The sequence below is a fragment of the Micromonospora sp. 067-2 genome (assembly GCF_046549295.1).
In the GTDB taxonomy this organism is placed as follows: Bacteria; Actinomycetota; Actinomycetes; order Mycobacteriales; family Micromonosporaceae; genus Micromonospora.
The window spans coordinates 193136-218043 of the sequence record NZ_JAJPWB010000008.1; the positions used below are offsets into that span (position 1 = coordinate 193136).

General features: G+C 73.4%; 25 protein-coding genes. 12 read left to right on the top strand and 13 right to left on the bottom strand.

From position 1 onward, the window contains the following. Nucleotides 1–125: 125 nt before the first annotated feature. Both coaD and rsmD read right to left on the bottom strand, forming a co-directional pair. Nucleotides 126–608 carry a pantetheine-phosphate adenylyltransferase gene (gene coaD / locus ACLJN9_RS20635; protein WP_252416738.1) on the bottom strand — a complete coding sequence of 161 codons (483 nt, stop codon included), beginning with the start codon at nucleotides 606–608 and terminating at the stop codon, nucleotides 126–128. Beyond that, nucleotides 605–1168 carry a 16S rRNA (guanine(966)-N(2))-methyltransferase RsmD gene (gene rsmD, locus ACLJN9_RS20640; RefSeq protein ID WP_410813091.1) on the bottom strand — a complete coding sequence of 188 codons (564 nt, stop codon included), beginning with the start codon at nucleotides 1166–1168 and terminating at the stop codon, nucleotides 605–607. The genes coaD and rsmD overlap by 4 nt, the downstream gene beginning before the upstream one ends. 305 nt (nucleotides 1169–1473) lie before the next feature. Between rsmD and ACLJN9_RS20645 the strand changes: the two genes are divergently transcribed. Continuing rightward, nucleotides 1474–2994, top strand: a complete 1521-nt coding sequence (locus tag ACLJN9_RS20645) for a cell wall anchor protein (RefSeq protein WP_410813092.1) — start codon at nucleotides 1474–1476, stop codon at nucleotides 2992–2994. 111 nt (nucleotides 2995–3105) lie between these two features. Here the strand turns inward: ACLJN9_RS20645 and recG are convergent, their stop codons facing one another. Both recG and ACLJN9_RS20655 read right to left on the bottom strand, forming a co-directional pair. Beyond that, complete coding sequence (recG, locus tag ACLJN9_RS20650) at nucleotides 3106–5304, bottom strand: ATP-dependent DNA helicase RecG (RefSeq protein WP_410813093.1); 2199 nt, start codon at nucleotides 5302–5304, stop codon at nucleotides 3106–3108. Further along, the gene (locus ACLJN9_RS20655) at nucleotides 5301–6914 is read right to left on the bottom strand and encodes a DAK2 domain-containing protein (protein WP_410813094.1); all 1614 of its coding nucleotides are present in this window, start codon (nucleotides 6912–6914) and stop codon (nucleotides 5301–5303) included. Before ACLJN9_RS20655 ends, recG begins: the two co-directional genes overlap by 4 nt. A gap of 132 nt (nucleotides 6915–7046) precedes the next feature. Here ACLJN9_RS20655 and rpmB point away from each other — a divergent pair, with 132 nt between their 5' ends. Together rpmB and ACLJN9_RS20665 are read left to right on the top strand one after the other, a co-directional pair. After that, nucleotides 7047–7238 carry a 50S ribosomal protein L28 gene (gene rpmB / locus ACLJN9_RS20660; RefSeq protein WP_091671657.1) on the top strand — a complete coding sequence of 64 codons (192 nt, stop codon included), beginning with the start codon at nucleotides 7047–7049 and terminating at the stop codon, nucleotides 7236–7238. A gap of 178 nt (nucleotides 7239–7416) precedes the next feature. After that, nucleotides 7417–8673, top strand: coding sequence for an ATP-grasp domain-containing protein (locus tag ACLJN9_RS20665; protein ID WP_410813095.1), 1257 nt, complete (start codon nucleotides 7417–7419; stop codon nucleotides 8671–8673). Between the two features lie 32 nt (nucleotides 8674–8705). Here the strand turns inward: ACLJN9_RS20665 and ACLJN9_RS20670 are convergent, their stop codons facing one another. Continuing rightward, on the bottom strand, nucleotides 8706–9167 hold the full coding sequence (locus tag ACLJN9_RS20670; protein WP_410813096.1) for a GNAT family N-acetyltransferase: 462 nt from the start codon (nucleotides 9165–9167) through the stop codon (nucleotides 8706–8708). A 29-nt stretch (nucleotides 9168–9196) separates the two neighbouring features. Then, on the bottom strand, nucleotides 9197–10129 hold the full coding sequence (locus ACLJN9_RS20675; RefSeq protein WP_410813319.1) for a thiamine-phosphate kinase: 933 nt from the start codon (nucleotides 10127–10129) through the stop codon (nucleotides 9197–9199). 153 nt (nucleotides 10130–10282) lie between these two features. On the opposite strand from ACLJN9_RS20675, the gene ACLJN9_RS20680 reads away from it, so the two are divergent. Both ACLJN9_RS20680 and ACLJN9_RS20685 read left to right on the top strand, forming a co-directional pair. Beyond that, entirely contained in the window at nucleotides 10283–10516 is a 234-nt protein-coding gene (locus ACLJN9_RS20680; protein ID WP_013284547.1) for an Lrp/AsnC ligand binding domain-containing protein, read from the top strand. Beyond that, nucleotides 10517–11218 carry a DUF3515 domain-containing protein gene (locus ACLJN9_RS20685; RefSeq protein ID WP_410813097.1) on the top strand — a complete coding sequence of 234 codons (702 nt, stop codon included), beginning with the start codon at nucleotides 10517–10519 and terminating at the stop codon, nucleotides 11216–11218. A 78-nt stretch (nucleotides 11219–11296) separates the two neighbouring features. Here the strand turns inward: ACLJN9_RS20685 and ACLJN9_RS20690 are convergent, their stop codons facing one another. Both ACLJN9_RS20690 and ACLJN9_RS20695 read right to left on the bottom strand, forming a co-directional pair. Further along, nucleotides 11297–12397, bottom strand: a complete 1101-nt coding sequence (locus ACLJN9_RS20690) for a D-alanine--D-alanine ligase family protein (protein WP_410813098.1) — start codon at nucleotides 12395–12397, stop codon at nucleotides 11297–11299. 189 nt (nucleotides 12398–12586) lie between these two features. Continuing rightward, a complete protein-coding gene (locus ACLJN9_RS20695) occupies nucleotides 12587–12805 on the bottom strand; it encodes a hypothetical protein (protein ID WP_410813099.1) in 219 nt (72 codons plus the stop codon). A 276-nt stretch (nucleotides 12806–13081) separates the two neighbouring features. Here ACLJN9_RS20695 and ACLJN9_RS20700 point away from each other — a divergent pair, with 276 nt between their 5' ends. Both ACLJN9_RS20700 and ACLJN9_RS20705 read left to right on the top strand, forming a co-directional pair. After that, a complete protein-coding gene (locus ACLJN9_RS20700) occupies nucleotides 13082–13927 on the top strand; it encodes a helix-turn-helix domain-containing protein (RefSeq protein WP_410813100.1) in 846 nt (281 codons plus the stop codon). Nucleotides 13928–13932: 5 nt separating this feature from the next. Further along, on the top strand, nucleotides 13933–14133 hold the full coding sequence (locus ACLJN9_RS20705; protein WP_410813101.1) for a DUF397 domain-containing protein: 201 nt from the start codon (nucleotides 13933–13935) through the stop codon (nucleotides 14131–14133). A 45-nt stretch (nucleotides 14134–14178) separates the two neighbouring features. Here ACLJN9_RS20705 and ACLJN9_RS20710 read toward each other — a convergent pair whose 3' ends face one another. From ACLJN9_RS20710 to ACLJN9_RS20730, 5 genes are all read right to left on the bottom strand, one after another. Next, nucleotides 14179–15228: an ROK family protein gene (locus tag ACLJN9_RS20710; protein WP_410813102.1), complete on the bottom strand. Its 1050-nt coding sequence runs from the start codon at nucleotides 15226–15228 to the stop codon at nucleotides 14179–14181. Between the two features lie 199 nt (nucleotides 15229–15427). Then, nucleotides 15428–16216: a putative protein N(5)-glutamine methyltransferase gene (locus ACLJN9_RS20715; protein WP_410813103.1), complete on the bottom strand. Its 789-nt coding sequence runs from the start codon at nucleotides 16214–16216 to the stop codon at nucleotides 15428–15430. Then, the gene (locus tag ACLJN9_RS20720) at nucleotides 16217–17335 is read right to left on the bottom strand and encodes a cystathionine gamma-lyase (protein ID WP_410813104.1); all 1119 of its coding nucleotides are present in this window, start codon (nucleotides 17333–17335) and stop codon (nucleotides 16217–16219) included. It lies immediately after the preceding gene. Nucleotides 17336–17342: 7 nt separating this feature from the next. After that, nucleotides 17343–18350, bottom strand: a complete 1008-nt coding sequence (locus tag ACLJN9_RS20725; protein ID WP_410813105.1) for an NAD(P)H-dependent glycerol-3-phosphate dehydrogenase — start codon at nucleotides 18348–18350, stop codon at nucleotides 17343–17345. Then, nucleotides 18347–19084 carry a lysophospholipid acyltransferase family protein gene (locus ACLJN9_RS20730; RefSeq protein ID WP_410813106.1) on the bottom strand — a complete coding sequence of 246 codons (738 nt, stop codon included), beginning with the start codon at nucleotides 19082–19084 and terminating at the stop codon, nucleotides 18347–18349. The genes ACLJN9_RS20725 and ACLJN9_RS20730 overlap by 4 nt, the downstream gene beginning before the upstream one ends. A 126-nt stretch (nucleotides 19085–19210) precedes the next feature. Here ACLJN9_RS20730 and cofC point away from each other — a divergent pair, with 126 nt between their 5' ends. Genes cofC through ACLJN9_RS20755 form a run of 5 tightly spaced genes read left to right on the top strand, consistent with a single transcriptional unit; the run spans nucleotide 19211 to nucleotide 24890 of the window. After that, nucleotides 19211–19849, top strand: a complete 639-nt coding sequence (cofC, locus tag ACLJN9_RS20735; protein WP_410813107.1) for a 2-phospho-L-lactate guanylyltransferase — start codon at nucleotides 19211–19213, stop codon at nucleotides 19847–19849. 25 nt (nucleotides 19850–19874) lie between these two features. Then, nucleotides 19875–20072, top strand: a complete 198-nt coding sequence (locus tag ACLJN9_RS20740; protein WP_410813108.1) for a cold-shock protein — start codon at nucleotides 19875–19877, stop codon at nucleotides 20070–20072. A gap of 54 nt (nucleotides 20073–20126) precedes the next feature. After that, the gene (locus ACLJN9_RS20745) at nucleotides 20127–22478 is read left to right on the top strand and encodes an RNA degradosome polyphosphate kinase (RefSeq protein WP_410813109.1); all 2352 of its coding nucleotides are present in this window, start codon (nucleotides 20127–20129) and stop codon (nucleotides 22476–22478) included. A gap of 25 nt (nucleotides 22479–22503) precedes the next feature. Further along, nucleotides 22504–24024 carry a CHAD domain-containing protein gene (locus tag ACLJN9_RS20750; RefSeq protein ID WP_410813110.1) on the top strand — a complete coding sequence of 507 codons (1521 nt, stop codon included), beginning with the start codon at nucleotides 22504–22506 and terminating at the stop codon, nucleotides 24022–24024. After that, nucleotides 24012–24890 (top strand): NUDIX hydrolase, encoded by an 879-nt coding sequence (locus tag ACLJN9_RS20755; RefSeq protein ID WP_410813111.1) that lies wholly within the window; start codon nucleotides 24012–24014, stop codon nucleotides 24888–24890. The genes ACLJN9_RS20750 and ACLJN9_RS20755 overlap by 13 nt, the downstream gene beginning before the upstream one ends. Nucleotides 24891–24908 lie beyond the last annotated feature (18 nt).

Here is a 24908-nt window from a genome sequence, read left to right on the forward strand (position 1 = left end):
CGTTCTTCGGCCGACCTCCATGATGCGGGCTACGGCCGGTTCCCCGCTCCACCAATCATGTCGTGCCCGCCCCACACCTGCTCGATCCACCCCGACCCGGCGCGTCGCGCGGTGTTCACCCCGCGTTACGGACGGGGGCCGAGGCGGGACTGCAGGGCCTCCCGCACCGGGTCGGGAACGTGGGCGGAGATGTCGCCACCCCACTTGGCCACGTCCTTGACCAGGCTGGAGGAGAGGAACGAGTAGAGCGGATTGGTCGGCATGAACAGCGTCTCGACGCCGGCCAGCCCGATGTTCATCTGGGCCATCTGCAACTCGTAGTCGAAGTCGCTGACCGCCCGCAGGCCCTTGATCAGCACGCTCGCCTGTTGGGCCCGGCAGAAGTCGACCAGCAGGCCCCGGAACGACTCGACCCGTACGTTGCCGTACGAGGCGGTCACCTCGCGGAGCATGTCGATCCGCTCCTCGACGGTGAACAGGCCGCTCTTCGACTGGTTCACCAGCACGCCGACGATCACCTCGTCGAAGAGCCGGCTGGCGCGGCCGATGATGTCGAGGTGTCCGTTGGTGACCGGATCGAACGAACCGGGGCACACCGCACGTCTCATGATCGGCGACCGTACCAAAGGGTGGTCTCGCCGTAACGGCGACTGCGCCCCGGGGTGATTCCGTCCACCCAGTCCAGCTGCCTCGTGCGGCTCGACCGCTCCACCACCACCAGCGCGTCGGGCGCCAGCCAGCCGCCCCCGACCAGCGTCGTCAGCAGTGCGGTGATCTCCGCGTCCGGCACCGCGTAGGGCGGGTCGGCGAAGACCACGTCGTACGGCCCGCCCTCCGGGCCGGCGGCCAGCACGGTGGCCACCCTGCCGGCGACCAGGCGGACGGCCGGCCCGGCCCGCAGGGCCGCCACGTTCTCCCGGATCACCCGGGCCGCCCGGGCGTCGGACTCGACCAGCAGCACGTGCCGTGCGCCCCGGGAGAGCGCCTCCAGCCCGACCGCGCCGGAACCGGCGTACAGGTCGGCGAAGCGGGCACCGCCGAGGTCGACCTCGGCCTCGACGGCACTGAACAACGCCTCCCGGACGCGGTCGGAGGTGGGGCGGGTGCCGGCGCCGGGCGGCGCGGCGATCCGCCGGCCACCGAGCGTCCCGGCCACGATCCGGGTCACCGTCTCCTCCTGCTCATGCCCGCGACGCTACGCGACCCGCCGGATTCGGCAGCCAACACGGTCGGTATCGCCACGCCGACGACATGATCACTTCTCGTATATCAATGATCTCAAATTGATAACATCATTCTTATCGAATCCTGAGCGCTGTATCGGGCGCTGCGATCTCGCTAGGGTCTGCCGGGTGCCGGCGGCAACCCACCGGCCCGCGGCTCGGGAGGGCGCCTCTCCGATCGGACGTGCAGTGACCGTCCACTGTCACTCCCGTGCCACACCCCTGACGCTTCAGCACTCCAGGAGTACCCGTGATCCGTCCCAAGCTGTCGCTCCGGCGACCGCTGGCCATCCTGGGAGCCGCCCTCATCGGCCTCACCGGGGTCGTCGCGGTGGCCACCCCAGCCAGCGCACACCACACCACCATCAGCGCCACCGCCGACTGTGACCGGCTCACCGGCGAGCGCGTGATCACGTGGAAGGTGGAGAACAGCGAGACCAACAAGGACGCGACGCTCCAGAGGGTGACGACCGACCCGGGCACTCCGGTGACCGCGCTTGTCGAGGGCGCGAAGGCGGACGTGCCGCTGCAGGGCTTCGTCATCAACCAGGGCACCTTCGTGGAGGCTGTCCAGCGGGTGCCTGGCGACACCACTACCGCCAACCTCGAGGTGTACGCCGAATGGTTGAAGGACGGCAAGAGCACCGCTGAACACACCGCCAAGGGGAGCATCGGTCTCGCCGCCGACGCGTCCTGCGCGCCCGCCCCGAAGTGCGTCGAGGTCGACAAGGCCAAGTACAGCCACACCTTCGACGGCCCGAAGGGCACCGCCACCGTCAAGCTCGACGGTGACCTGCCGCTCTGCGGCGAGGGCAAGCAGTGGTTCACGCTGGTGTCGTACTTCGCGCCCCGGCCGCAGTTCGCCACCCCCCAGTACGTGTACGGCACGCCGGACAGCAACTGGATCGGCGGCACCCAGACCGAGATCGACCTGAAGGTCGAGATCCCGGACTGCCACACCCAGGTCGACCTGATCTGGGGCGGTAAGGACGAGGTCATCGACGAGCTGGTCGACGGCGGCAAGCGCTACGACAACAAGAAGCTCGGTTCGGCGGGCGCCCCGGGCAACCGGTCCGAGGGCCCGCAGGGCTGGTACAACGGCGGCAACAAGAACTGCACCACCCCGGCCTCGACCTTCGCGTCCAACTGCGACGGTTCGGTCGCCGTCTCGCTGAGCAACGACGGCAAGATCAGCAAGTACGCGGTCGAGTTCGAGGTGAAGGCCGAGAACGGCTTCACCAAGAAGGTCTCCGTCGCTGCCGGCAAGGCCGACAACAGCATCATCGTGCCCGCCGCGGACGCCGGCAAGATCGAGGTGCTGGTCGACGGCAAGGTGGTCGAGAACGGCACGTACTCGTGGCAGCGCCCCGAGGACTGCCCCCTGCCGGCCGTCACCACCAAGGCCGACTGCAAGAACTTCACCCTCACCGCGACCAACCCCGAGGGTGGGCTCCCGGTCAAGGCGACGTTCACCTACAGCGGTAAGACCGAGACCCGCACGGTCGCGGCCGGCGCGTCGGAGACGGTGACCTTCAAGGCCGGCAAGGACAAGACGGCGCTCGTCGCGCTGCCGGACCTGGACCTGGAGCTCGAGGCGATCTACACGCCGGAGGGCAACTGCGGCGGCGGTGGCGCTGGCGGCGAGGAGCCGGGCCTCCCGGTCACCGGTGCGGCGGCGGGCGGCATCGCCGCCGGCGCGGTCGCCCTGCTGATCGCGGGTGCGGTGCTCTTCGTCATCGCCCGGCGGCGTCGGGTGACCTTCACCGCCTGATCCAACCTGGAACCACCCGAGGGCGCGTCGACCATCCGGTCGGCGCGCCCTCGGCGTCGTAGGGTCCTTTGAGCACCGGATCGACCGCAGCGCAGCCCCGACGGCGCGCAGTCAGCCCTTTTCCAGGTACTCCGCGCGGTCCTCGTCGACCAGGGCCGCGACCGACGCGGCCAACGCCGGATTAGCGGTCAGCTCCGGATCCTCCTCGACCAGGGCAATCGCCTCGGCACGGGCGTCACGGATCAGGTCGGCGTCGCGCAGCAACGACAACAGCCGCAGGTGCGAACGCCGCCCCGACTGGGTGGCGCCCAGCACGTCGCCCTCGCGACGCTGCTCCAGATCCAGCTCGGCGAGCTTGAACCCGTCGCCAGTGGACGCCACCGCGTCCAGCCGCTCCCGCGCCGACGAGCCCTCGGCCGCCTCGCTGACCAGCAGACAGAGCCCGGCAGCGGCGCCCCGGCCTACCCGGCCGCGGAGCTGGTGCAGTTGGGAGACACCGAACCGGTCGGCGTCCAACACGATCATCACGGTCGCGTTGGGCACGTCCACGCCGACCTCGATCACTGTGGTCGCCACCAGCACGTCCAGGTCACCGGCGGCGAACGAGCGCATCACCGCGTCCTTCTCGTCGGCCGGCAGGCGGCCGTGCAGCACCCCGATCCGCAGCCCGTGCAGCGGCCCCTCGGCCAGCAGCGGGGCCACCTCGGTCACCGCCAGCGGCGGCCGTCGCCCGTTGTCGTCCTCGGGCGGCGGCTCCTCCTCCGAGGCCGCTGAATCACCGATCCGCGGGCACACCACGTACGCCTGGTGGCCGGCGGACACCTCCTCGCGCAGCCGACGCCACGCCCGGTCCAGGTAGGCCGGCTTCTCGGCGGCCGGCACCACGTGCGAGGCGATCGGCGAACGACCCCGGGGCAACTGGGAGAGGGTGGAGACCTCCAGGTCGCCGTAGACGGTCATCGCCACCGTGCGCGGGATCGGGGTGGCCGTCATCACCAGCACGTGCGGCGGCTGGTCGGCCTTGGCGCGCAGCGCGTCGCGCTGCTCCACCCCGAAGCGGTGCTGCTCGTCGACCACCACCAGGCCGAGGTCGGCGAAGTCCACCCCCTCGTACAGCAGGGCGTGGGTGCCCAGCACGATGCCGGCGGCGCCGCTGGCGACCTCGGCGAGCGCCTTGCGACGGGCCGCCGCGCCCAACGAACCGGTGACCAGCTCGACCCTGGTGGCGTGGTCGGCGGAACCCAGTTCACCGGCTCGTCCGAGCGGCCCGAGCAGGTCGAGCATGCCGCGGTAGTGCTGCGCGGCCAGCACCTCGGTGGGTGCCAGCAGTGCCGCCTGGCCGCCCGCGTCGACCACCTGGAGCATCGCCCGCAACGCCACCACCGTCTTGCCCGAGCCCACCTCGCCCTGCAACAACCGGTGCATCGGGTGTGGGATGGCGAGATCGGCCGCGATCTCCACGCCGACGTCGCGTTGACCGGCGGTCAGCTCGTACGGCAGTCGGGCGTCGAAGGCGTCCAACAGCCCTTCCGTGCGCGCCGGTCGGGACCGGGCCGGCCAGTCGGCGGCCCGGTGCTTGCGCTGCACCAGGGTCAACTGCACGGCGAACGCCTCGTCCCACTTGAGCCGGTGCCGTGCCCGGTAGAGCTCCTCCTTGCTGGACGGTCGGTGGATCTCCCGCAGCGCGCTGCCCAGCTCCACCAGCTTGCGGCCGGCCCGGACAGCGGCCGGCACCGGATCCTCCGGTGGGGTGAAGGTGTCCAGAACGACCCGCACGCAGCGGGCGATCACCCAGGTCGGCACCGCCGCCGCGGCCGGGTAGACCGGGATCAGCGCACCGGCGAACTCCTCGATCTCGTCACTGACCGCCGCCTCACCCTCGCCGCCCTCGCCGAGCAGGACGTACTCCGGGCCGTTGAGCTGACGCTTGCCCCGGAACTCGGTGACCTTGCCGGCGAACAGCCCCCACCGGCCCGGACGCAGCTCCCGCTCGCGCCACGCCTGGTTGCCGAAGAAGGTCAGCGTGAGCAGGCCGCCGGAGCCGTCGCCGACGGTCACCTCCAGCAGGTTGCCCCGGCGCTGGCGCATCGGTCGCACGGCGGTGCGCTGCACCTGCGCCAACACGGTGACCTGCTCACCGACGTCCAGCGAGCGGATGTCGGTGTGCTCGCCGCGCTCGTCGTAGCGGCGGGGGAAGTGGTAGACCAGGTCACCTGCGGTGTGCAGGTCGAGGTGGCTGGCGAGCGCCTTGGCCGTCTTGTCCCCGACCAGCTTCTTCAGCGCGGTGTCCACCGTGGCCGGCTCGCTCATTCGACCCCCACCAGGAGCGGATAATACGGCTGGCCGCCCTGGTACGCGTGCACCTCGACGAACGGCCACCGTCGCGCGACGTGCGCGCGGACGGCGTCGGTGAGCCCGGCGGGAGCGTCCAACCCGGCGAGCAGGGTGACCAGCTCACCGCCGCCGCCGAGCATCCGGTCGACCACGGCCGCGCAGGTGTCGGTCAGGTCGGTGCCGATCAGGTGGACCTCCCCCTCGACCAGCGCCAACACGTCGCCGGGGCGGCACGGGCCGGCGACGGTCAGCGCCTCCCGGCTGGCGTGGCAGACCTCGGCGTAGCGGCACGCGCCGGCCGCCTCGGCCATCGCGATCACGTCGTCCTCGAAGCGGCGGCCGCCGTCACGGACCGCGAGGGCGGCCAGTGCCTGCACCGGCGATCGGGTCGGCACCACGCTCACCTTGATGCCGTGCCGGTGTGCCTCACGGGCCGCCGCGCTGGCCACCGCCTCGGCGTTCGGGTCGTTGGGCAGCACCACCACCCGGGCCGCGCCGGTGCCGCGTACCGCTTCCAGCAGCTCCCCGGTGGACGGGTTGCCGGGCACCACGGTGGCCCCCTCCGCGGCGAACAGCCCCGCGATCCCGACGCCGGTGGCCACCACCACGGCGGCCCGGCCGTCGGTCGCGAGGCCGGAGGGCGGCTCAGCCTGGTCGGCGAAGCGGGTCACCGAGATCCGGTACGGGCGGCCGGCGGCGACCCCCGCCTCGACAGCCGCCCCCACGTCGTTGACGTGCACGTGCACGTTCCAGGTGCCTACCGGCTCGCGCCCGTCACCGACGACGACCAGCGAATCGCCCAGCGCGTCCAGCGCCCGGCGCATCCCGCCCACCGCCTCGGCATCGGCGTCGAGGAGGAACTGCACCTCGTAGGCGTACTCGTCGGAACCGGTCTCGCGCGCGACGGCGGCCGCCGGCCGGGCGGCGCGCGGCGTCGGCGCGACCCGGTCGGCGACGTCCCCGCCGAGCACCTCGACCAGCGCGTCGAGCAGCACGCAGAGGCCTCGGCCACCCGCGTCGACCACGCCGGCCCGGGCCAGGGCCGGCAGCTGCTCCGGGGTCCGGGCCAGCGCCTGCGCCGATGCCCGCGCCGCGGCCCGGGCGACCACCGGCAGGTCGTCGCTGTCCGCCCGCTCGGCCGCGAGAGCGGCCGCTCCGACCACGGTGAGCAGGGTGCCCTCCACCGGCCGCGCGACCGCCGTGTACGCGGCGGCGGTCGCGGCCCGCAGCGCCGCGGCCAACTCCCGGCCGCGCACCGCCGGCACGGCGGCGACCGCATCGGCGAAGCCGCGCAGGATCTGCGAGAGGATCACCCCGGAGTTGCCGCGCGCGCCGAGCAACGCGCCCTGGGCCATCAGTCGCAACGCGTGCCCGTGCGCGGTCGGCCCGCTGTCGGGAAGAGTGTCCAGGTCCATAGCGAGGGCCTGCTGGGCCGAGGTGAGGGTGAGCACCAGGTTGGTGCCGGTGTCGCCGTCGGGCACCGGATAGACGTTGAGCTGGTCGATCTCACCCTGGTGGCGCTTGAGTGCGGCCAGCCCACCCGCGCACCAGCGGCGGACCGCGGCGGCGTCGAGGGTGTCCAGCACGGCCAGAAGCCTACTGGCGCGCACCGACACGGGGCGATTGGCCGGGTCGGCGGGTCATCGGGTAACCTGACCAGGTTGCCCGGGCAGCACCGGCCGGCGACCCCAATGAACGTATCAACCCAGGAGTATCCCGTGGCTAGCGTGTGCGACGTCTGTGGCAAGGGGCCGGGCTTCGGCCACAACGTGCCCTGGTCCAAGAAGAAGACCAACCGCCGCTGGAACCCGAACATCCAGTCGGTGCGCACCCCGGCCGGTGGCGGCAACACCAAGAAGCTGCAGGTCTGCACCTCGTGCATCAAGGCCGGCAAGGTCACCCGCGCCTGACGCGGTAGCACCCACCTTCTCGTACGGCTCAGCCGGCGGACCGCTGCGGTCCGCCGGCTCTGTCGTGTGCGCGGAGGGTCGCTGACGACTAGGCGACGCTGGTCCCAACCCCGCCCGCCGTCCGGTTAGTGTCGCGCTGCGCCGGGCGTCGCGTTCCGGCCGGACGAAGGGGTGACGGGTGCAGCTGGACCTGGGCCGAGACGAGATGGTCGTGCTGGGCTCCGCGCTGGACCTGCTGCGCGGGCTGGGTGACCTGCTGCCCGCCGGCAGCGTGGTCGTGGTCGAGGAACCCGACCTGATCCGCAGCCGCGACCTCGACCGGCACTGCGCCGCGCTGTCGTTCGTCTCCCGCCTGGTGGCGGTCGAGTACCAGACCGGCCTGGACACCGCAGCACTGCTCGCCCGGGAACCGGAGCTCGCCGCCGCGCGGCTGGTGGTGCCCGGTCTGGAGTACGGGGTGCTCGCCGCGGCCCAACTGGCCGAGGCGCTCGGCCTGCCCGGCGCCGGTGTCACGGCCGCCGAGATCTTCACCGACAAGCACCGGATGCGGGTGCTCGCTGCGGGAGCCGGCCTCGGCAACCCGGCGTTCGAGCTGGTCGACACCGCCGCCGAGGCGACCGCGTTCGCCCAGCGGCAGGGCGGGCGGTGCGTGCTCAAGCCGACCCGGCGCGCCGGCAGCCTCGGCGTACAGATCGTTTCCGATCCGGCGCTGGTCGCCGCCGCCTGGGCCGCCAGCGCCGACCCGGAGACGCCCGTCGACGCCACCGGTCGGGGTCTGCCCACCGCGGTCCTCGTGGAGCAGGTGCTGGTCGGCAGCGAGCACAGCGTCGAGCTGCTGGTGGCCGACGGCGAGGTGCGCTTCGGCAACGTCACCGACAAGCGGGTGCTGACCGGTGGCCGGCCGGTGGAGACCGGCCACACGGTGCCGTCCGCGCTGCCTCCGCTCGCCCGGCGGGAGTTGCTCGACGTGGCCACCCGACTGGCCGAGGCTGCCGGCTTCCGCACCGGCGTGCTGCACAGCGAGTGGATCCGTACCGCCGACGGGCCGGCGCTGGTGGAGTGTGCCGCCCGGCTGCCCGGTGACTTGATCACCGCGCTGATCTCGGTCGCCTACGAGTTCGGGTTCGTGCCCGCCTACCTGCGGATGCTGCGCGGAGAACGTCCGGGGTTGCCGGCCCGGCCGACCGGCGCCGCGGCGGTGGAGTTCCTGCTCGCCCTGCCCGGCACCGTCGCCGCGGTGGACGGCGTGCGCACGGCCCGCCGGGTGCCCGGCGTGCTGGACGTGGGGGTGGGCGTGGCGGTGGGCGACCGGGTGGCCGAGGTCACCTCGTCCGCGCGGCGCAGCGGCCAGGTGCTGGCCTGGGGCGCCGACCCGACGGAGGCGACCGTCGCGGTCACCCGGGCGGCGGGAGCGATCCGGATCATCACCGGCTGAGAGGTCGGCAGCCAGGCCGCCCCGCTGCCGGATCAGAGGGTACGGCCGAAGGAGACGCAGCCCTCCGCGTCCTTGTAGAAGCCGAAGTTGGGGATCCGCTCGTAGCCGGCGGACGTGTACATGGCGATCGCCTCGGGCTGCTTGTCCCCGCACTCCAGGACGATCCGTTTGCGGCCCTGTTCGCGGGCCGAGCGCTCGACGGCGGCCAGTACCGTCCGGGCCACACCCCGCCCACGGGCCGCCGGGGAGGTGTACATCCGCTTCAGCTCCGCGGTGTCCGCGCCGTGGCTGCGCCAGCCGCCGCAGCCGACCGGCTCGCCGGCCAGGCAGGCGACGAGGAAGGCGCCGTCCGGCGGCTCGAACTCGGACGCGTCCACCGGGGTGTCGTCGCCGGTGCCGCCGTAGCGGGCACCGAGGTCGGCCAGCGCGGCACTGATCAACTGCTGCGCCACCGGCGCGTCGAACCGCACCACCCGGATCTCGATCTCACTCACGGTGTCCAGGGTACGGCCGGCGAGGAGCCTCACCGGAAGTGGTCCCAGCCCCGCGGACCGTCGTAGGGCCCGCCGTCCACGGTGACCCCGGCACCGGCCGCCACCAGGCCGATCGGCCGCCAGTCCGGCGGCAACGCCACCGCCGGGGGAAAGGTCGCGGCCAGCGCGTGGTCCTCGCCACCGGCCAGGATCCAGGTGTACGGGTCGACGCCGAGGGCCTGCGCCGCGTCGGCCATCTGCCGGGGCACCTCGAACGCGTCGCGGCGCACGTCGATCGCCACCGCGCTGGCCGCCGCCACGTGTCCGAGGTCGGCGAGCAGGCCGTCCGACACGTCGATCATGGAGGTGGCCCCGAGTCGGGCGGCCTGCGGCCCGGCCGGGTACGGGACCTGCGGCCGCCGGTACGCCTCGACCAGCAGCCGAGGCGTACGGAAGCCACGGGTGAGCACGGTCAGCCCGGCCGCCGCGTACCCGGTGCGACCGGCCAGGGCCAGGACGTCGCCGGGGCGGGCGCCGGAGCGCACCACGGGCGGACGACCGCCGAGGTCGCCCAGCGCGGTGACCGCGATGGTCAGGGTCGGGCTGGACGACATGTCCCCGCCGACCACGCTCGCGCCGACCGTCGACGCCTCCGCGGCCAGCCCGTCGGCCAGCTCCTCGGCCCAGCTGGTCTCCAGGTCCGCCGGCATGCAGAGGGCGACCAGCAGGGCCGTCGGGGTGGCGCCCATCGCCGCGATGTCGGCCAGGTTGGCGGCAGCGGCACGGTGCCCGACGTCGCGGGCCGAGCACCAGTCCCGCCGGAAGTGCCGCCCGTCGACCAGGACGTCGGTGGAGGCCGCCACCCGGCCATCCGGGGCGGCCACCACCGCCGCGTCGTCCCCCGGGCCGAGCAGGGTCGTCGGCCCGGTCGGCAGCCGCGCGGTGATCCTCCCGATCAACCCGAACTCGCCGATCCCGGCCACGCTGGCGCCACCGCCGGCGCTGTGCCCGTTCTGCCCGGCTCCGCCGCGCTCGCTCACCGCTGCTCCTTGACCACCGCTAGGGATCGGACCTGCTCCGTAAGGTAGTTTCACCCTTCGGGCCGCCCCTGGGCGGCGACGGACGGAGGTCGAGTCGTGGTACAGGCGTACATCCTCATCCAGACCGAGGTCGGCCGGGCACGTGACGTGGCCGGTCTCATCGCGGACCTTGCCGGCGTGGTACGCGTCGACGCCGTCACCGGGCCGTACGACGTGGTGGTCCTCACCGAGGCGAACACCGTCGACGAGCTCGGCAAGCTCATCGTCAGCAAGGTGCAGATGGTGCCCGGCATCACTCGCACCCTCACGTGTTCCGTGGTGCGGTTGTAGATGGACGAGATCAGGACCTCCTCCTCCCCGACTCTCGACGACGACGGGTCGGACGTCTCACGCGACCTGGCCGACGGGACCGGGCCGGCTGACGGTATCCGCGGGCCGGCCGAGCCCGCCGCGGACGCGCCGGCCGGTCGGGACCGGACCCAGCGCAGCGCTGCCGTGCTGGCCACGCTGATCGCCCTGCCGGTCACGCTGCTGGTGGGGGTGCTGGCCTTCGCCAAGCTCTCGCCGGCCGAGCCGGGCGCCGCGCCGAGCCCTTCCGCGACGACCGCGCGGGTGCAGTCCACCGCCCCGGTCGAGATGGCCGCTCCGGCGCTGGCCGCCCGCCCGGCCACGGTCTGCCGGGCCCTGCTGTCCCAACTGCCGCAGAGCATCCGCGACCTGAACCAGCGCCCGGTCACCGCCGGCCCGGAGCAGAACGCCGCGTACGGCGATCCCGCGCTGACCGTGGCCTGCGGCGGCACCGAGCCCACCTTTCCGGCGACCGACGAGGTCTGGCGGGTCAACGGGGTCTGCTGGCACCCGGCCGAGCAGGGCGACTCGGCGGTCCTCACCACGGTCGACCGGGAGACGGCGATCACGCTGCGCATCCCGCGCTCCTACGAGCAGCCGTTGCAGTGGGCGTCGCCGGTGTCGAGCGCGATCGTGGCGTCGGTGCCGTCCGGTGGCGACATTCCCTCCGGCTGCCGGAGCTGAGTCCGCTCCTGCCGACCGGCAGCCCGTCTCGGGCGAACCCGGCTGGCCCGGGCTGGGCCAGACCGGCTGGCCGCACCGTCAGTGCAGGCCGACGCCGCGCCGCTGGGCGGTGCGGATCAGTCGGTTGACCAGCTTCGGATACTCCAGGCCGGAGGCCGCCCACATCCGCGGGAACATCGACGTCGGGGTGAACCCGGGCATCGTGTTGATCTCGTTGAGGTAGACGTCCAGCTCGGGGGTGACGAAGAAGTCCGCGCGGGCCAGGCCGGCGCAGTCCAGCGCGGTGAACGCGCGGACGGCGTACTCCTGCACCTGGCGGGTCACCTTCTCCGGCAGGCCGGCCGGGATGTCGTACTCGCAGGAGTCGTCGAGGTACTTCGCCTCGAAGTCGTAGAAGTCGTGGTCGGCGACGACCCGCACCTCGGCCAGCACGGACGCCTCGGGCACGCCACCGGCCTCACCCTCGAGCACGCCGCACTCGATCTCGCGGCCGACGACGGCAGCCTCGATGATCACCTTCGGGTCGAACTGTCGGGCGGTGGCGACGGCCGCGTCCAGCTGCGCCCAGTCGGTGACCCGGGTGATGCCGAACGACGAGCCGGCCCGGGACGGCTTGACGAACACCGGCAGGCCCAACCGCTCCTTGTCCTGCTCGCCGAGCGTCATGCCGTTACGCAGCACCGCGTACGAGCCGACCGGGATGCCCTCGACGGCGCAGAGCTTCTTGGTGAACTCCTTGTCCATCGCGGCGGCGGAGGCGAACACGTTCGCCCCGACGTAGGGAATTCCGGCCATCTCCAGCATTCCCTGGATGGTGCCGTCCTCGCCGTACGTGCCGTGCAGCACCGGAAAGACCACGTCCACGTCGGCCAGTGCCCGGGGGCCCTCGGTCGGGTCGAGCACCATCAGCCCGTTGCCGGTCGGGTCGGCGCGCAGCACGATGTCCGCGCCGGACTCGGCGGTGATCTCCGGTAGCTGACGGGCGTTGATCGCGAGCTGTGCGGGATCGCCGCTGGTCAACACCCACTGACCGGCGCGGGTGATGCCCACCGGCACCACCTCGTACTCGTCCGGGTCGAGAGCGCCGAACACACTGCCGGCGCTGACGCAGGAGATGCCGTGCTCCGGGCTGCGGCCGCCGAAGACGATCGCCACGCGGGTCTTGCCTGGGGTGGTCACTCCGGTCACCTCTTCGTACGCGACTGCGGCTGATCGTGCTCGCCGGTGGCGCTCACCCGGTTGACCTTACTGTGCGTGGCGGTAGGGCGAGGCGATACCCGGTGAGCCCCGGCACGACACGGCATTCGGTCAGCAGAGCATATACGGTGCGTGACGGGATGTTCGGCGGAGCGCCTGCGGCCGGCCCGCTCAGTCGTGGGTGTGCCGCCGGCCGACCGCGATCACCTTGACCCGCTGCCGGCCGGCCCGCACCATGCCCAGCGCCATGAAGGCGCCGGCGATCCGGTCGGCGGCCTCGCGACTGCTGGCGCCGACGACCTGACGGCGCCGCTCGGGGACGGTTCGCTCGTTACGGTCGATGCCCTCGACGGGGCGCACGTCGGTGAGCACCACCAGGAAACGGGTCATCGCCGGCCGTCCGGCTGAACGGCGTGGGGCTCCGGACCGGTACGCACGTCGTCTCCTTCCGGCGGGCCGGGATGGCGGCGGCACGCGACGATCGGGTACGGGGGAGAAACCCGATCGCCGCGCGCCCCATCCCCTCCGGTCGCTCACCACCACCGTCGCCACGACAACCGGCGGTGAGGACGCGATGACAGATTGACACGTGTACAGCAATGAATGCAACTCTCATCGACGTTCTCTCATGCAGACGTTCCCGCAGATGTGTGCGACCATCGATGCATGGCCCCGAAGACCGCCCGCGCCCGCCGGCTCGGCATCGCCCTGCGCCACCACCGGGAAGCCGCCGGGCTCACGCTGGAGACCGCCGCGGATGAGATCAACAGCACCCGCAGCACCCTCTCGCGGTACGAGAACGCTCAGACGCTGATCAGCCCCGCGACCGTGCGCGCCCTGCTCACCTCGTACGGGGTGGGCGCCGACGAGGTGAGCGCGGCGGTGCAGCTCGCCAAGGACGCCCGTAAGCCGGGCTGGTGGGTGTCGTACTCCTACCTGCTGGACCCGCGCACCATCGACTTCATCGCCCTGGAGGCCGAAGCCACCGCCATCGCCAACTTCGAGCCCTCGGTGGTGCCCGGCCTGCTGCAGACCGCCGACTACATCCGTGGCGTGATGCGCGGCGGGCCGCACACCCTCGGCGACGACCTGGTGGAGCAGCGGGTCAAGGTGCGCCTCGACCGGCAGCAGCGGCTCACCGGCGACGACCCGCCCATCCTCGACGCGATCATCGACGAGGGTGCGCTGCTGCGCCCGGTCGGCGATCGGTCGGCGATGGACGGGCAGCTGCGCCACCTCGTCAAGATGGCCGAGTTGCCGAACATCACCGTCCAGGTGATCCCACTCTCCGCCGGCTACCACCGGGGCACCCGCGGCTCGCTGCACATCCTGGAGTTCGCCGACCCGGAAGACCCGATCATCGCCTCGGTGGAGACCGTCGCCGGCCAGATGATCCTCGACCGCGCCGGCGAGACGCGTACCTGCACCAAGATCATGGAGCACCTGCGGAGCGTTGCGCTCAGCCCGGCGGACAGCCGCGACCAGCTCCTCACACTCCTGAAGGGACGGTAGGACCGATGACACCGACGATCTCAGCGGCGCTGGCCGCGGCGGTTTGGCGCAAGAGCAGCCGCAGCGGCGACGAGGGCGCGTGCGTGGAGATGGCCGCTATCCCGCGGCTGGTGGCCGTCCGCGACTCCAAGGACCCGACCGGCCCGGCACTGCTGTTCCCGCCGGCCGCCTGGGTCGCCTTCGCCCAGGCACCGCCCCGACGCTGAGCGCCCGAGCGGGCTCAGACCGGGCATGCCCGGCCGGAGCGGGCCTCAGGCCACCAGCGGGGTTACCTCCGGTACGGCGCGCAGCGCCTCCAGCGCGGCGATCGCCACCCCGCGGGCACCGGCCATGTCCCGCTCCGGCACCAGGGCGAAGGTCGCCACCGCCGCCTGCTCGTCGCGGAGCACGGTGTGCTCGCGGACCGTCGCCAGGAACCAGTCGCGGAACTCCGGCGCCGCCTCCACCACGCCGCCGCCGACGAAGTACGCGTGCGGGTCGGTGAAGTTGGCCGCCACGGTGAACAACCGGCCCAGCGCCATCGCCTGTTGGGTGAAGACGTCCCGGGCCAGCGCGTCGGACCGCTCTCCGTAGCCCCGGACCAGCTTCGCCGCCCGGGCCAGCGGCTCCACGGCGAGCGGGTGGTCGGGGTACCGAGTCAGCCAGTACGGCAGCAGGTTGCGCTCGATGCCGGTCAGCGAGGCGATGCTCTCGACGTCCCCCGTGAAGCCGCAGGCGCAGGTGGGTTCCGGCTGCCCCGGGCCGAGCAGCCCGGTCAGCGGAATGTGCACGTGCCCCAACTCCCCGGCCATCCCGGCCGCGCCGGCGATCACCCGGCCGCCCTCGACCACCCCGCCACCGAGGCCGGTGCCGACGATCGCGGAGACCGACGAACGGGTCATCGCCTCGGCGCCGAAGTACACGTGGTGGGCGTAGAGCGCGGCCGCGTTGCCGTCGTTGTGGTAGACCACCGGCAGGCCGAGCCGCCGTTCCAGCGCACCCCGCACGTCGAAGCCGCGCCAGGCCGGCTGGGCGAAGTTGGTGGAGCCCCGCGACGAGATGACGCCGGTGGCGCTGGCCGGGCCGGGAGTGTCCAGCCCGACCGACCGGACCAGCTCGCGCGGCACGCCGGTCTGCGCCAGAGCCCCGTCCAGTGCCCGGGCCAGCGCCTCGATCGCCGCGTCCGGCCCGGCCTGCACCTCGCTGGGGATCTCCAACAGCCCGTCCACCAGGAAACGGCCGTCCACCGTCAGCACCGTGGCGTTGTTGCTGGTGCCGCCGTTGTCCAGCCCGACGACCACCGGCACCCCTGCGCTGCCCACCGAAAACCGCCTCCCGCCGTTCGTGATTGTGAGCCGAGGCTAGTGCGTCGACCTCGCTCCCGCCACGCCCGCCCACCCCGGCAGGGTCCGACCGGACCGCGAGTCGGACAGTTCGCCAGTTCCCGGCGGCGTGCGTCGAGCGGTTCCTCGTCTGGGTCCGCCCCCGCTGACCCCGATGCCGCCAACTACGTGGACCGGCTCAGCCGGGGCGGCGGGCCGTCACCGCCGTGGCGTCCAGGTCCTCGTCGTGCCGCACGGTCGGCACCAGCCCGGCCGCCTCGAACGCCCCGCAGAGCGCGTCGGTCTGCGCGTCGCCGGCCTCGACCACCAGGTGGCCGCCGGGGGCCAGCCAGAGGGCCGCGTCGACACCGACCCGGCGCAGGACGGCGAGCCCGTCCGGGCCGCCGTCGAGCGCCACCGGGGCCTCGTGCAGCCGCGCCTCCGGCGGCATCAGCGCCACCGCATCGGTCGGCACGTACGGGGCGTTGGCGACCACCAGGTCCAGTCGACCCCGCCAGTGTGACGGCAGCGGCGCGAACAGGTCACCCTCGTACACCTCGGCGTCCAGCCCGGCGAGATTGCGGCGGGCGCACGCCACGGCCGCCGGGTCGATGTCGGCGGCGGCCAGCCAGCGCGGCGCGAGCCGGTGCGCCAGCGCGACGGTGGTGGCCCCGGAGCCGCAGCAGAGGTCGACCACGGCCGGAGCCGGGCCGGTCAGCCCGGCCGCCGCCTCGACCAGCAGGGCCGTCCGGCCACGCGGTACGAAGACACCCGCGTCGACGGCGATCCGCAGACCGCAGAACTCCGCCCAGCCGAGCAGGTACTCCAGCGGTTCGCCGGCCACCCTGCGGTCGGTCAGCTCGGCCAACCCCTCCGGGCTGTCTGCGGCGGCCAGCAGCAGGTCGGCCTCGTCCTCGGCGTAGACGCAGCCGGCGGCCCGCAGCCGGCCCACCAGGGCGGGCCGGTCGGTGGCGAAGGGAGCTGGCACTCAGACCGGCCCGGCGGCGTCCAGGGCGGCGGCGATGTCGGCCACCAGGTCGACCGTGTCCTCCGCACCGCAGGAGAGCCGGACGAAACCGGGAGCGGTGTCGTCACCCCACTGCGCCCGCCGGTCGGCGGTGGTGTGCAGACCACCGAACGAGGTGGCCGCCGCCACCAGCCGGGCGGAGGCGACGAAGCGGCCAACCCGGTCGGCGTCACCCAGGTCGAACGAGAGCACACCGGGCATGCGGCGCATCTGCGCCGAGGCCACCGGATACGCGGGGTCGTCCGGTAGCCCCGGCCAGCGCAGGCCGGTCACGTCCGACCGGTCGGCCAGCAGGCCGGCGACCGCCGCGGCGTTCGCGCTCTGCCGGGCCAGCCGCAGGTCGAGGGTGGCCAGCGACCGGTGGGCCAGCCACGCGTCGAACGCGCCCGGAACGGCCCCGGTGGTGGTGCGCCAGACGGTCACCGCCTCGACCAGTTCGGCGGACCGGCTGGCCAGGTAGCCCAGCAGCAGGTCGGAGTGGCCGGTGAGGGCCTTCGTGCCGGAGGCGACCACCAGATCGGCACCGAGGTCCAGTGGGCGCTGGCCGAGCGGCGTCGCCGTGGTGTTGTCGACCGCGAGCAGCGCGCCGGCGGCGTGCGCCCGCTCGGCCAGGGCCGCCACGTCGACCACGTCCAGACCCGGGTTGGCGGGGGTCTCCACCAGCACCAACCGGACACCGTCCAGGAACGGGTACGGCCCGACGGTCGGCGCGAACACCACCCGGACGCCGATCGTCTCCAGCACGCCGGTGGCGAACGCCCGGACCGGGAAGTATCCGTCGGTGGGCAGCACCACGGTGTCCCCCGGGCGCAACAGGGTGAGCAGCATCCCGGTGATCGCGGCCTGACCGGTGGCGAAGACTCGGCAGTCCCCGCCCTCCAGCTCACCCACGGCCGCCTCCAGCAGCCGCCGCGTCGGGTTGTCGGGCCGGCCGTAGCCGTTCGGTGAGCCGGCCGGGCCCTGGAACGGGTCGAGATGGTACGGCGCGGCGAACACCGGCCCGGGCAGGAACGGGTCCCCCGGTGCCGGCTCGGGCAGTCCGGCGCGTACGCAGCGGGTGCCGTCCCCCAGGTCGCTCATCGGTTCCTCACTCGTACGACTCGGGTTTGGCCGTCCGGCTCATCAGGGTCTCGACGGCGAGGCGCGGGTCCATGCCCTCGTGGCAGATCCGCTCGACCTGCTCGGTGATCGGCATCTCCACCCCGTGGGCCCGGGCCAGATCGCGGATCGCCAGGCAGCTCTTCACGCCCTCGGCGGTCTGCCGGGTGGCGGTCTGGGCCTGCTCCAGCGTCTCGCCCCGGCCGAGGTGCTCCCCGAAGGTCCGGTTGCGGGCCAGCGGGGACGAGCAGGAGGCGACCAGGTCGCCCATGCCCGCCAGGCCGGCGAAGGTGATCGGGTCCGCGCCGAGCGCCACGCCGAGGCGGGCGGTCTCGGCCAGCCCGCGCGTCATCAGCATGGCCCGGGTGTTGTCGCCGAACCCCATCGCGGTGGCGATGCCGTACGACAGGGCGATCACGTTCTTGACCGCCCCGCCGAGCTCGCAGCCGATGACGTCGTCGTTGGTGTACGGGCGCAGGTAGGGTGTGCGGATCGACGCCTGGACGAGCGCGGTGCGGTGGTCGTTGGTTCCGGCGACCACGGTGGCGGCCGGTTGCTCGGCGGCGATCTCGGGGGCCAGGTTCGGGCCGGAGACCACCACCACCCGGTCGGCGGCGACCCCGGCGGTCTCCACGATGACCTCGCTCATCCGCTTGGTGGTGCCGAGCTCGATGCCCTTCATCAGCGACACCAGGGTGGCGTCGGGGTCCAGGTGCCGGGCCCACTCGGCGAGGTTGCCGCGCAGGGTCTGGGACGGCACTGCCAGCACCACGATCTCGGCGCCGGCGATCGCCTCGGCGGCGTCGGCGGTGGCGGTGACCCGGGCCGGCAGCAGCAGGTCCGGCAGGTACTCGGGATTGCGGTGCTCGCCACGGATGCTGTCGGCCACCGGCGCGCGGCGGGCCCACACCGTCACGTCCCGCCCCGCGTCGGCGAGGATCTTGGCGAACGCCGTGCCCCAGGAGCCGGCCCCGAGGACCGCGACGTGCCCGCTCACGCGGCACCGCCCTGCTGTTGGCGCTCGACGTCGGGCCGGGCGGGTCGTTCCCACAACGGCGGCGGTGTGCCGCCGCGGATCTCGGCGAGCATGTCCCGCAACCGCAGCATGATGGTGTCCGTCATCTCCTCGAGGGTGGCCCGGGTCGGGGACGCTCCCGCCCACCGGCCCAGGTCGATCGGTTCGCCGGCGACCACGGTCACCGGGATCCGCGGGCGCAGGTTGAACCGGGTGGTCCGCGGATCGAAGATCCGCTCCGGCCCCCACATCACCAGCGGCACCACCGGCGCGCCGGTGGCCAACGCCAGCCGGGCGGCGCCGGTCTTGGCCTTCATGGGCCACAGCTCCGGCTGTCGGGTGGTGGTGCCCTCCGGATAGATCACCACGGCGCCGCCCCGGTCGAGTGCGGCGATCGAGGCATCCAGCGAGCGGACGGCGTCGACGCTGCCCCGCTCCACCGGGATCTGCCGGCACCGGTGCAGGATCCAGCCGACCACCGGCACCCGGAACACGCTGGCCTTGCCCAGGTACTGCGGCCACCGGCCGGCGTCGTAGACGAAGTGCGCGGAGACCAGCGGGTCGGCGTGCGAGATGTGGTTCGCCACGATGATCACGCCACCGGCCCGGCCGAGGTTCTCCTGGCCGCGCCAGGTGCGCCGGGTCCAGAGGGTCATCACCGGCTTGACCAGCGCGACGGCGAACCGTTGCCAGAACCCCAGCCTCCGCCGTGTCACTGTGCCTCCTCGTCGCGCCCCACCCCACCGCGGACCCCGTCCGCGACACCCGCAGCGGAAATCATGCCTGCTCGCCCCCGGTACGGCCAGCGAGGGTCCCAGCGTCCGGCTGGCAGGATTGCGGACGTGAGTCAGCCGAGGTGGGCCGTGGTGGTGCCGGTGAAGCGTCTGGCCGCGGCCAAGAGCCGGCTGCGGGGGGCGCTGCCCGGCGTACCCCACGAGGAGCTGGCACTGGCGCTGGCGGCCGACACACTCCGCGCGGTGCTGGCCTGCCCGGCGGTCGCCGAGGTCCTGGTGGTGACCGACGACGCCCGGGTGGCCGCCGCGGCCCGGGCGGCCGGCGCGCGCGTGCTGCCCGACGAGCCGGACGCCGGCCTGAACGCGGCATTCCGGCACGGCGCGGCAGCCTCGACCGCCGGCTGGGTGGCCGGGCTCACCGCCGACCTGCCGGCGCTGCGCCCGGCCGAGCTGGCCGGTGCGCTGCTCGCGGCGCAGACCGGCCGGCCCGGGGCACGCTGGTTCGTGCCGGACGCTCCGGGCGGCGGCACGGTGCTGCTCGCCGCGCCGCCGGACGTCGCCCTGGACCCCCGGTTTGGGGAGGGCTCCGCGGCGGCGCACGCGGCGAGCGGAGCGCTGCCGCTGACCGGCGACTGGCCCACCCTGCGCCGGGACGTCGACACGGCCGCGGACCTGGCCGTCGCCGTCCGGCTCGGGCTGGGGCCGCGCACCGCCGTGCTGGCCGGCCTCGGCTCCCCCGCGCGCTGACAACCTCCCGGTGTACGGTGCCAGCATGCAGGGCACGGTGGCCAGTTACGACGCGGCGACGCGCAGTGGGGTCCTGCTGCTCGACGACGGCACCGAGCTGCGTTTTCCGGCCCCGGCCTTCGACGCCTCCGGGCTGCGGCTGCTCCGGCTCGGCCAGCGGGTCCGCATCGACACGGATTCCGACGGCAAGGTCGTCCGAGTGACATTGCCGACCATGTCCTGAGCCGGCGCGGCGAAGTTCATTTTGCGTTAACCGCAAACGGGTGATTATGGGCGGGTGAGCACCCCTCGCGAGCACCCGGCCAGCCCTCCCGCCACCGACCCCCTCAACGGCGCCCGCACGCGCGGCGCCGACGGCCGCTTCCGCCCGTCCCGGGCCGAGAGCGCTGGCGCCGCCCGCGCCGACGTGCTCGACACCGACCCGGCCGCGGCCTCCTCGGGACTGGACGAGGTCCTCGATCCCGCCGTCCCCCCCACCGAGTCGGACGGCCCCGCCGCCGGTGGGGTACGGCCGGACGGCCCGCGGAACGTCGCGGAGCCGGACGACGAACCCGTGACGCCGGCGCCACTGCCGGAGGACCGGTTCCTCAACCGGGAGCTCTCCTGGCTCGACTTCAACGCCCGGGTGCTCACGCTCGCCGAGGACCAGCGCACCCCCCTGCTGGAACGGGCCAAGTTCCTGGCCATCTTCGCGAGCAACCTCGACGAGTTCTTCATGGTGCGGATCGCCGGCCTGAAACGGCGGCTCTCCGCCGGCCTGCCGGTACGCGGCGGGGACCGGCTGCCCCTGCGTACCCAACTGGAGCTGATCTCCGAGCGGACCGCGGAGCTGGTCGCCCGGCACGCCGCCTGCTTCGTCGACGACGTGCTGCCCAAGCTCGCCGACGAGAGCATCCGCATCCTGCGCTGGAGTGACCTGGGCGACGCCGAGCGGGAGCGGCTGCGCACCTATTTCCGGGAGCACATCTTCCCGGTGCTGACGCCCCTCGCGGTGGACCCGGCGCACCCCTTCCCGTACATCTCCGGGCGGTCGTTGAACCTGGCGGTGGCCGTCCGCGACCCGGACGGCGGTTCGGAGCTGTTCGCCCGGGTGAAGGTGCCCAACAACGTGCCCCGCTTCGTGCGGGTGGACCGGGAACAGCCCGGTGTGCGGATGCTGCCGGTGGAGGACCTGATCTCGGTACACCTGGGGCAGCTGTTCAGCGGCATGCAGGTCGTCGAGTGCCACCTGTTCCGGGTCACCCGCAACGCCGAGGTGGAGGTCGACGAGGACCGCGACGAGGACCTGCTGCAGGCTCTGGAGCGCGAGCTGGCCCGGCGTCGTTTCGGCCCGCCGGTCCGGCTGGAGGCGGCCGCGTCGATCTCGGACCACATGCTGGAGCTGCTCGTCCGGGAGTTGGACATGGACGACCAGGACGTGCTGCGGGTGCCCGGGCTGCTCGACCTGTCGGCGCTCTGGCAGGTCTACGGCGAGGCCGACCGGCCGGATCTCAAGGACAAGCCGTTCGTGCCGGCCACCCACCCCCGGCTCACCGAGGGCGAGGTGCCGCGCAGCGTCTTCTCCACCCTGCGCGACGGCGACATCCTGGTCCACCACCCGTACCACTCGTTCGCGACCAGCGTGCAACGCTTCATCGAGCAGGCCGCGGCCGACGAGAACGTGCTGGCCATCAAGCAGACCCTCTACCGGACCAGCGGCGACTCCCCGATCGTCGACGCGCTGGTCGACGCGGCCGCCGCCGGCAAGCAGGTGGTGGTGCTGGTGGAGGTGAAGGCCCGCTTCGACGAGGTGGCCAACATCGGCTGGGCCCGCACCCTGGAACGCGCCGGGTGCCACGTGGTGTACGGCCTGGTCGGCCTGAAGACGCACTGCAAGACCGCGCTGGTGGTCCGGCAGGAGGGCAACCAGATCCGTCGGTACTGCCACATCGGCACCGGCAACTACCATCCCAAGACCGCCCGACTGTACGAGGACTTCGGCATCCTCACCGCCGACCCGGAGATCGGTGCCGACCTCACCGACCTGTTCAACGTGCTCACCGGTTACAGCCGGCAGACCGCGTACCGGCGGTTGCTGGTCGCGCCGCAGGGCATCCGGAGCGGCCTGATCGAGCGAATCGAGCGGGAGATCTCGCACGTCCGGCTGGGCATGCCCGGGCTGGTGCAGTTCAAGGTCAACTCGCTGGTCGACGAGGGCGTGACCGACGCGCTGTACCGGGCCTCCCAGGCCGGCGTGCACGTCGACCTGCTCATCCGGGGCATGTGCACGCTGCGACCGGGGGTGCCGGGGCTGTCGGAGAACATCCGGGTGCGCTCGATCCTCGGCCGTTTCCTGGAACACTCCCGGGTCTTCCGGTTCGGCAACAACGGCGAGGCCGAGTTCTGGATGGGCTCGGCGGATCTGATGCACCGCAACCTGGACCGGCGGGTGGAGGCGCTGGTGCAGGTGAGCGACCCGATCGCCCGAGCCGAACTGGACCACGTGCTGGCCCTGGCGATGGGCCCCGACGTGGACGCGTTCGAGTTGGCCGGCGACGGCACCTGGACCCGGCACACCAGCGACGACGAGGACGCCCGCGTCCACCTCCAGGAACTCCTGCTGCGCCGAGTCGGTGGCACCGCCGGCTGACCGGATCGCGGCATAGGCTGAGCTGATGGTGGAGGAGGAGCAAAAGTTCGAGGTGGACGACGCCTACCTGCTGCCGGACCTGTCCGCCACAGCTCCTGCCGGTGGCCGCGTCCGGGCGCTGCCGCCGGCGACGCTGGTCGCCCGCTACCTCGACACCGCCGACCTGCGGCTGGCCCGATCCGGCGCCTCGCTGCGGCACCGCCGAGGCGATGCGCTGCCCTGGACGGTGAAGCTGCCCACCTCGACGCCCGGCGTCCGGCACGAGATCTCCCGGCCAGGGCCGGTCAGGCAGCCGCCGCCGGAGCTGGTGGAACTGGTCACCACCCTGCACCGGGGGGCGCCGCTGGGGCCGGTGACCGTGCTGCGGACCGTCCGGCACGCTCACGAGGTGTGCGACAAGGGCGGCTCGGTGCTCGTCGAGGTCGTGGACGACCGGGTGACCGTGCTCGACGACTCCGGCGCCACCATCGGCACCTTCCGGGAACTGGAGGTGGAACTCAAGGCCGGCGACCGGAAGCTGCTGGGCCAGGTCGGCACGGTGCTGCGCAAGGCCGGCGCACGGGACGGGTCCTTCACCCCGAAGCACGTACGGGCCCTGGGCGCGGCGGCGCAGTCCGAACCGGACCTGGTTGCGCCCGCCGGGCTTCCGGCCGACCCGAGCGGCGGCGACGTGGTGACCGAAGCGGTCCGCAAGGAGGTACGCCGGCTGCTCGCGCATGACCCGCTGCTCCGGCTGCGCACCACCGGAGCCAAGGGCGACAGCGCCGTCCACCAGATGCGGGTGGCCTGCCGGCGGCTGCGCAGTGACCTGCGCACCTTCGCGCCGCTGGTCCGCAAGACCTGGTCCCGACCGCTGCGCGCCGAACTGCGTTGGCTGGCCGGGGTCCTCGGCGCGGCCCGTGACGCCGAGGTGCTGCGCGACCGGCTGCGGCGCACGGCGACCGCCGATCCGCTCAGCCCGCTCGGCGCGGGGGCGGTGGACCGGCTCGACGAGGCGCTCGCCCAGCGGCAGCGGCAGGCGCTCGCCGCCATTGACGAGACGCTGCGGACCGCCCGCTACCTGGCCCTGGTGGACGCCCTCGTGCTGGCAGCCAACGCCCCCCGGCTCACCCGCCGGGCGGCAGCGCCGGCGACGCGAGCCCTGCCCGGGCTGGTGGCCCGGCCGTGGCGGCGGCTGGCCGGGCCGGACGGCGTCGACGGGCTCGACCCCCTGGCGCCCGACGAGCGCTGGCACGCCGTGCGCAAGGAGGGCAAGCAGGCCCGGTACGCGGTCAACGCGGTGGCCCCGGCTCTCGACAAGGCCGCGCGTCGCCTCTCCGAAGCGCTCGCCGGGGTGCAGGACGTGCTCGGCGAGCACCAGGACGCCGCCGTCGCCGCGGAGACCTGGCTGGCCATCGCCGCCGAGCGACCCGACGACCACGACCTGTCGGTCACCGCCGGGCGGCTGGCCGAGCGGGAACGCGAGACCGTACGCCGGATGCGGAGCCGGTTCCCGGCCGCCTGGCATCGGGCCACCCGGCGACGGCGGACCAGTTGGCTACCGTGACCGGCATCCGGGCGGCCGGCGGGGTGGCCTGGCGGCCCTCCGCCGACGGCGTGCAGGTCTGTGTGGTGCACCGCCCGCGCTACGGGGACTGGACGCTGCCGAAGGGCAGACTCGAGCCGGGCGAGCATCCGTTGGCCGCGGCGGTGCGCGAGGTGGCCGAGGAGTCCGACGTCCGGGGGGTGCCGCAGGTGCGCCTGCCGTCGGTGCGCTACCGCAGCGAGGGTCAGCCGAAACTGGTCGACTACTGGTCGATGCTCGCGGTGGCCGCCGGCGGTTTCCAGCCCGGCACCGAGGTGGACGACACGCGCTGGCTGGCCGTGGACGACGCGATCCGGCTGGTCAGCTACCCGCACGACGCCGAGGTGTTGGCCGCGTTCGCCGCCCTGCCACCGGTGACGTCGACGATCGCATTGGTCCGGCACGCGCACGCCGGCAAACGGGCCACCTGGAGCGGCCCGGACACCGGTCGGCCGCTGGACGCCGAGGGGTGGGCCCAGGCGCACGCGTTGGCGGGGCTGGTGGCACTGGTCCGGCCGGACCGGCTGGTGTCGGCGTCGCCGCGCCGCTGCGTACAGACCCTGGACCCGGCTGCCGCGCTGCTCGACCTGCCCATCGAGATCTGCGGCGACCTGGACGAGCCGCAGCCGGGCCAGCAGCACGACGAGCGGGTCCTCGCGACCGCGGCCCGGCTCCTGGAGCTGGCCGGCGCCGGCGGGCAGATGGCGGTGTGCAGCCAGGGCAAGGTGCTGCCGGGCGCGCTGGAGCGACTGACCGGCCGCGGCGACGAGGATTTCACCACTGCGAAGGGCGGCGGGTGGCTGCTCGCCTTCACCGCCGACCGGCTGTTCGCCGCCGACCGCCTGTAACGGCCGCCTGCGTACGGC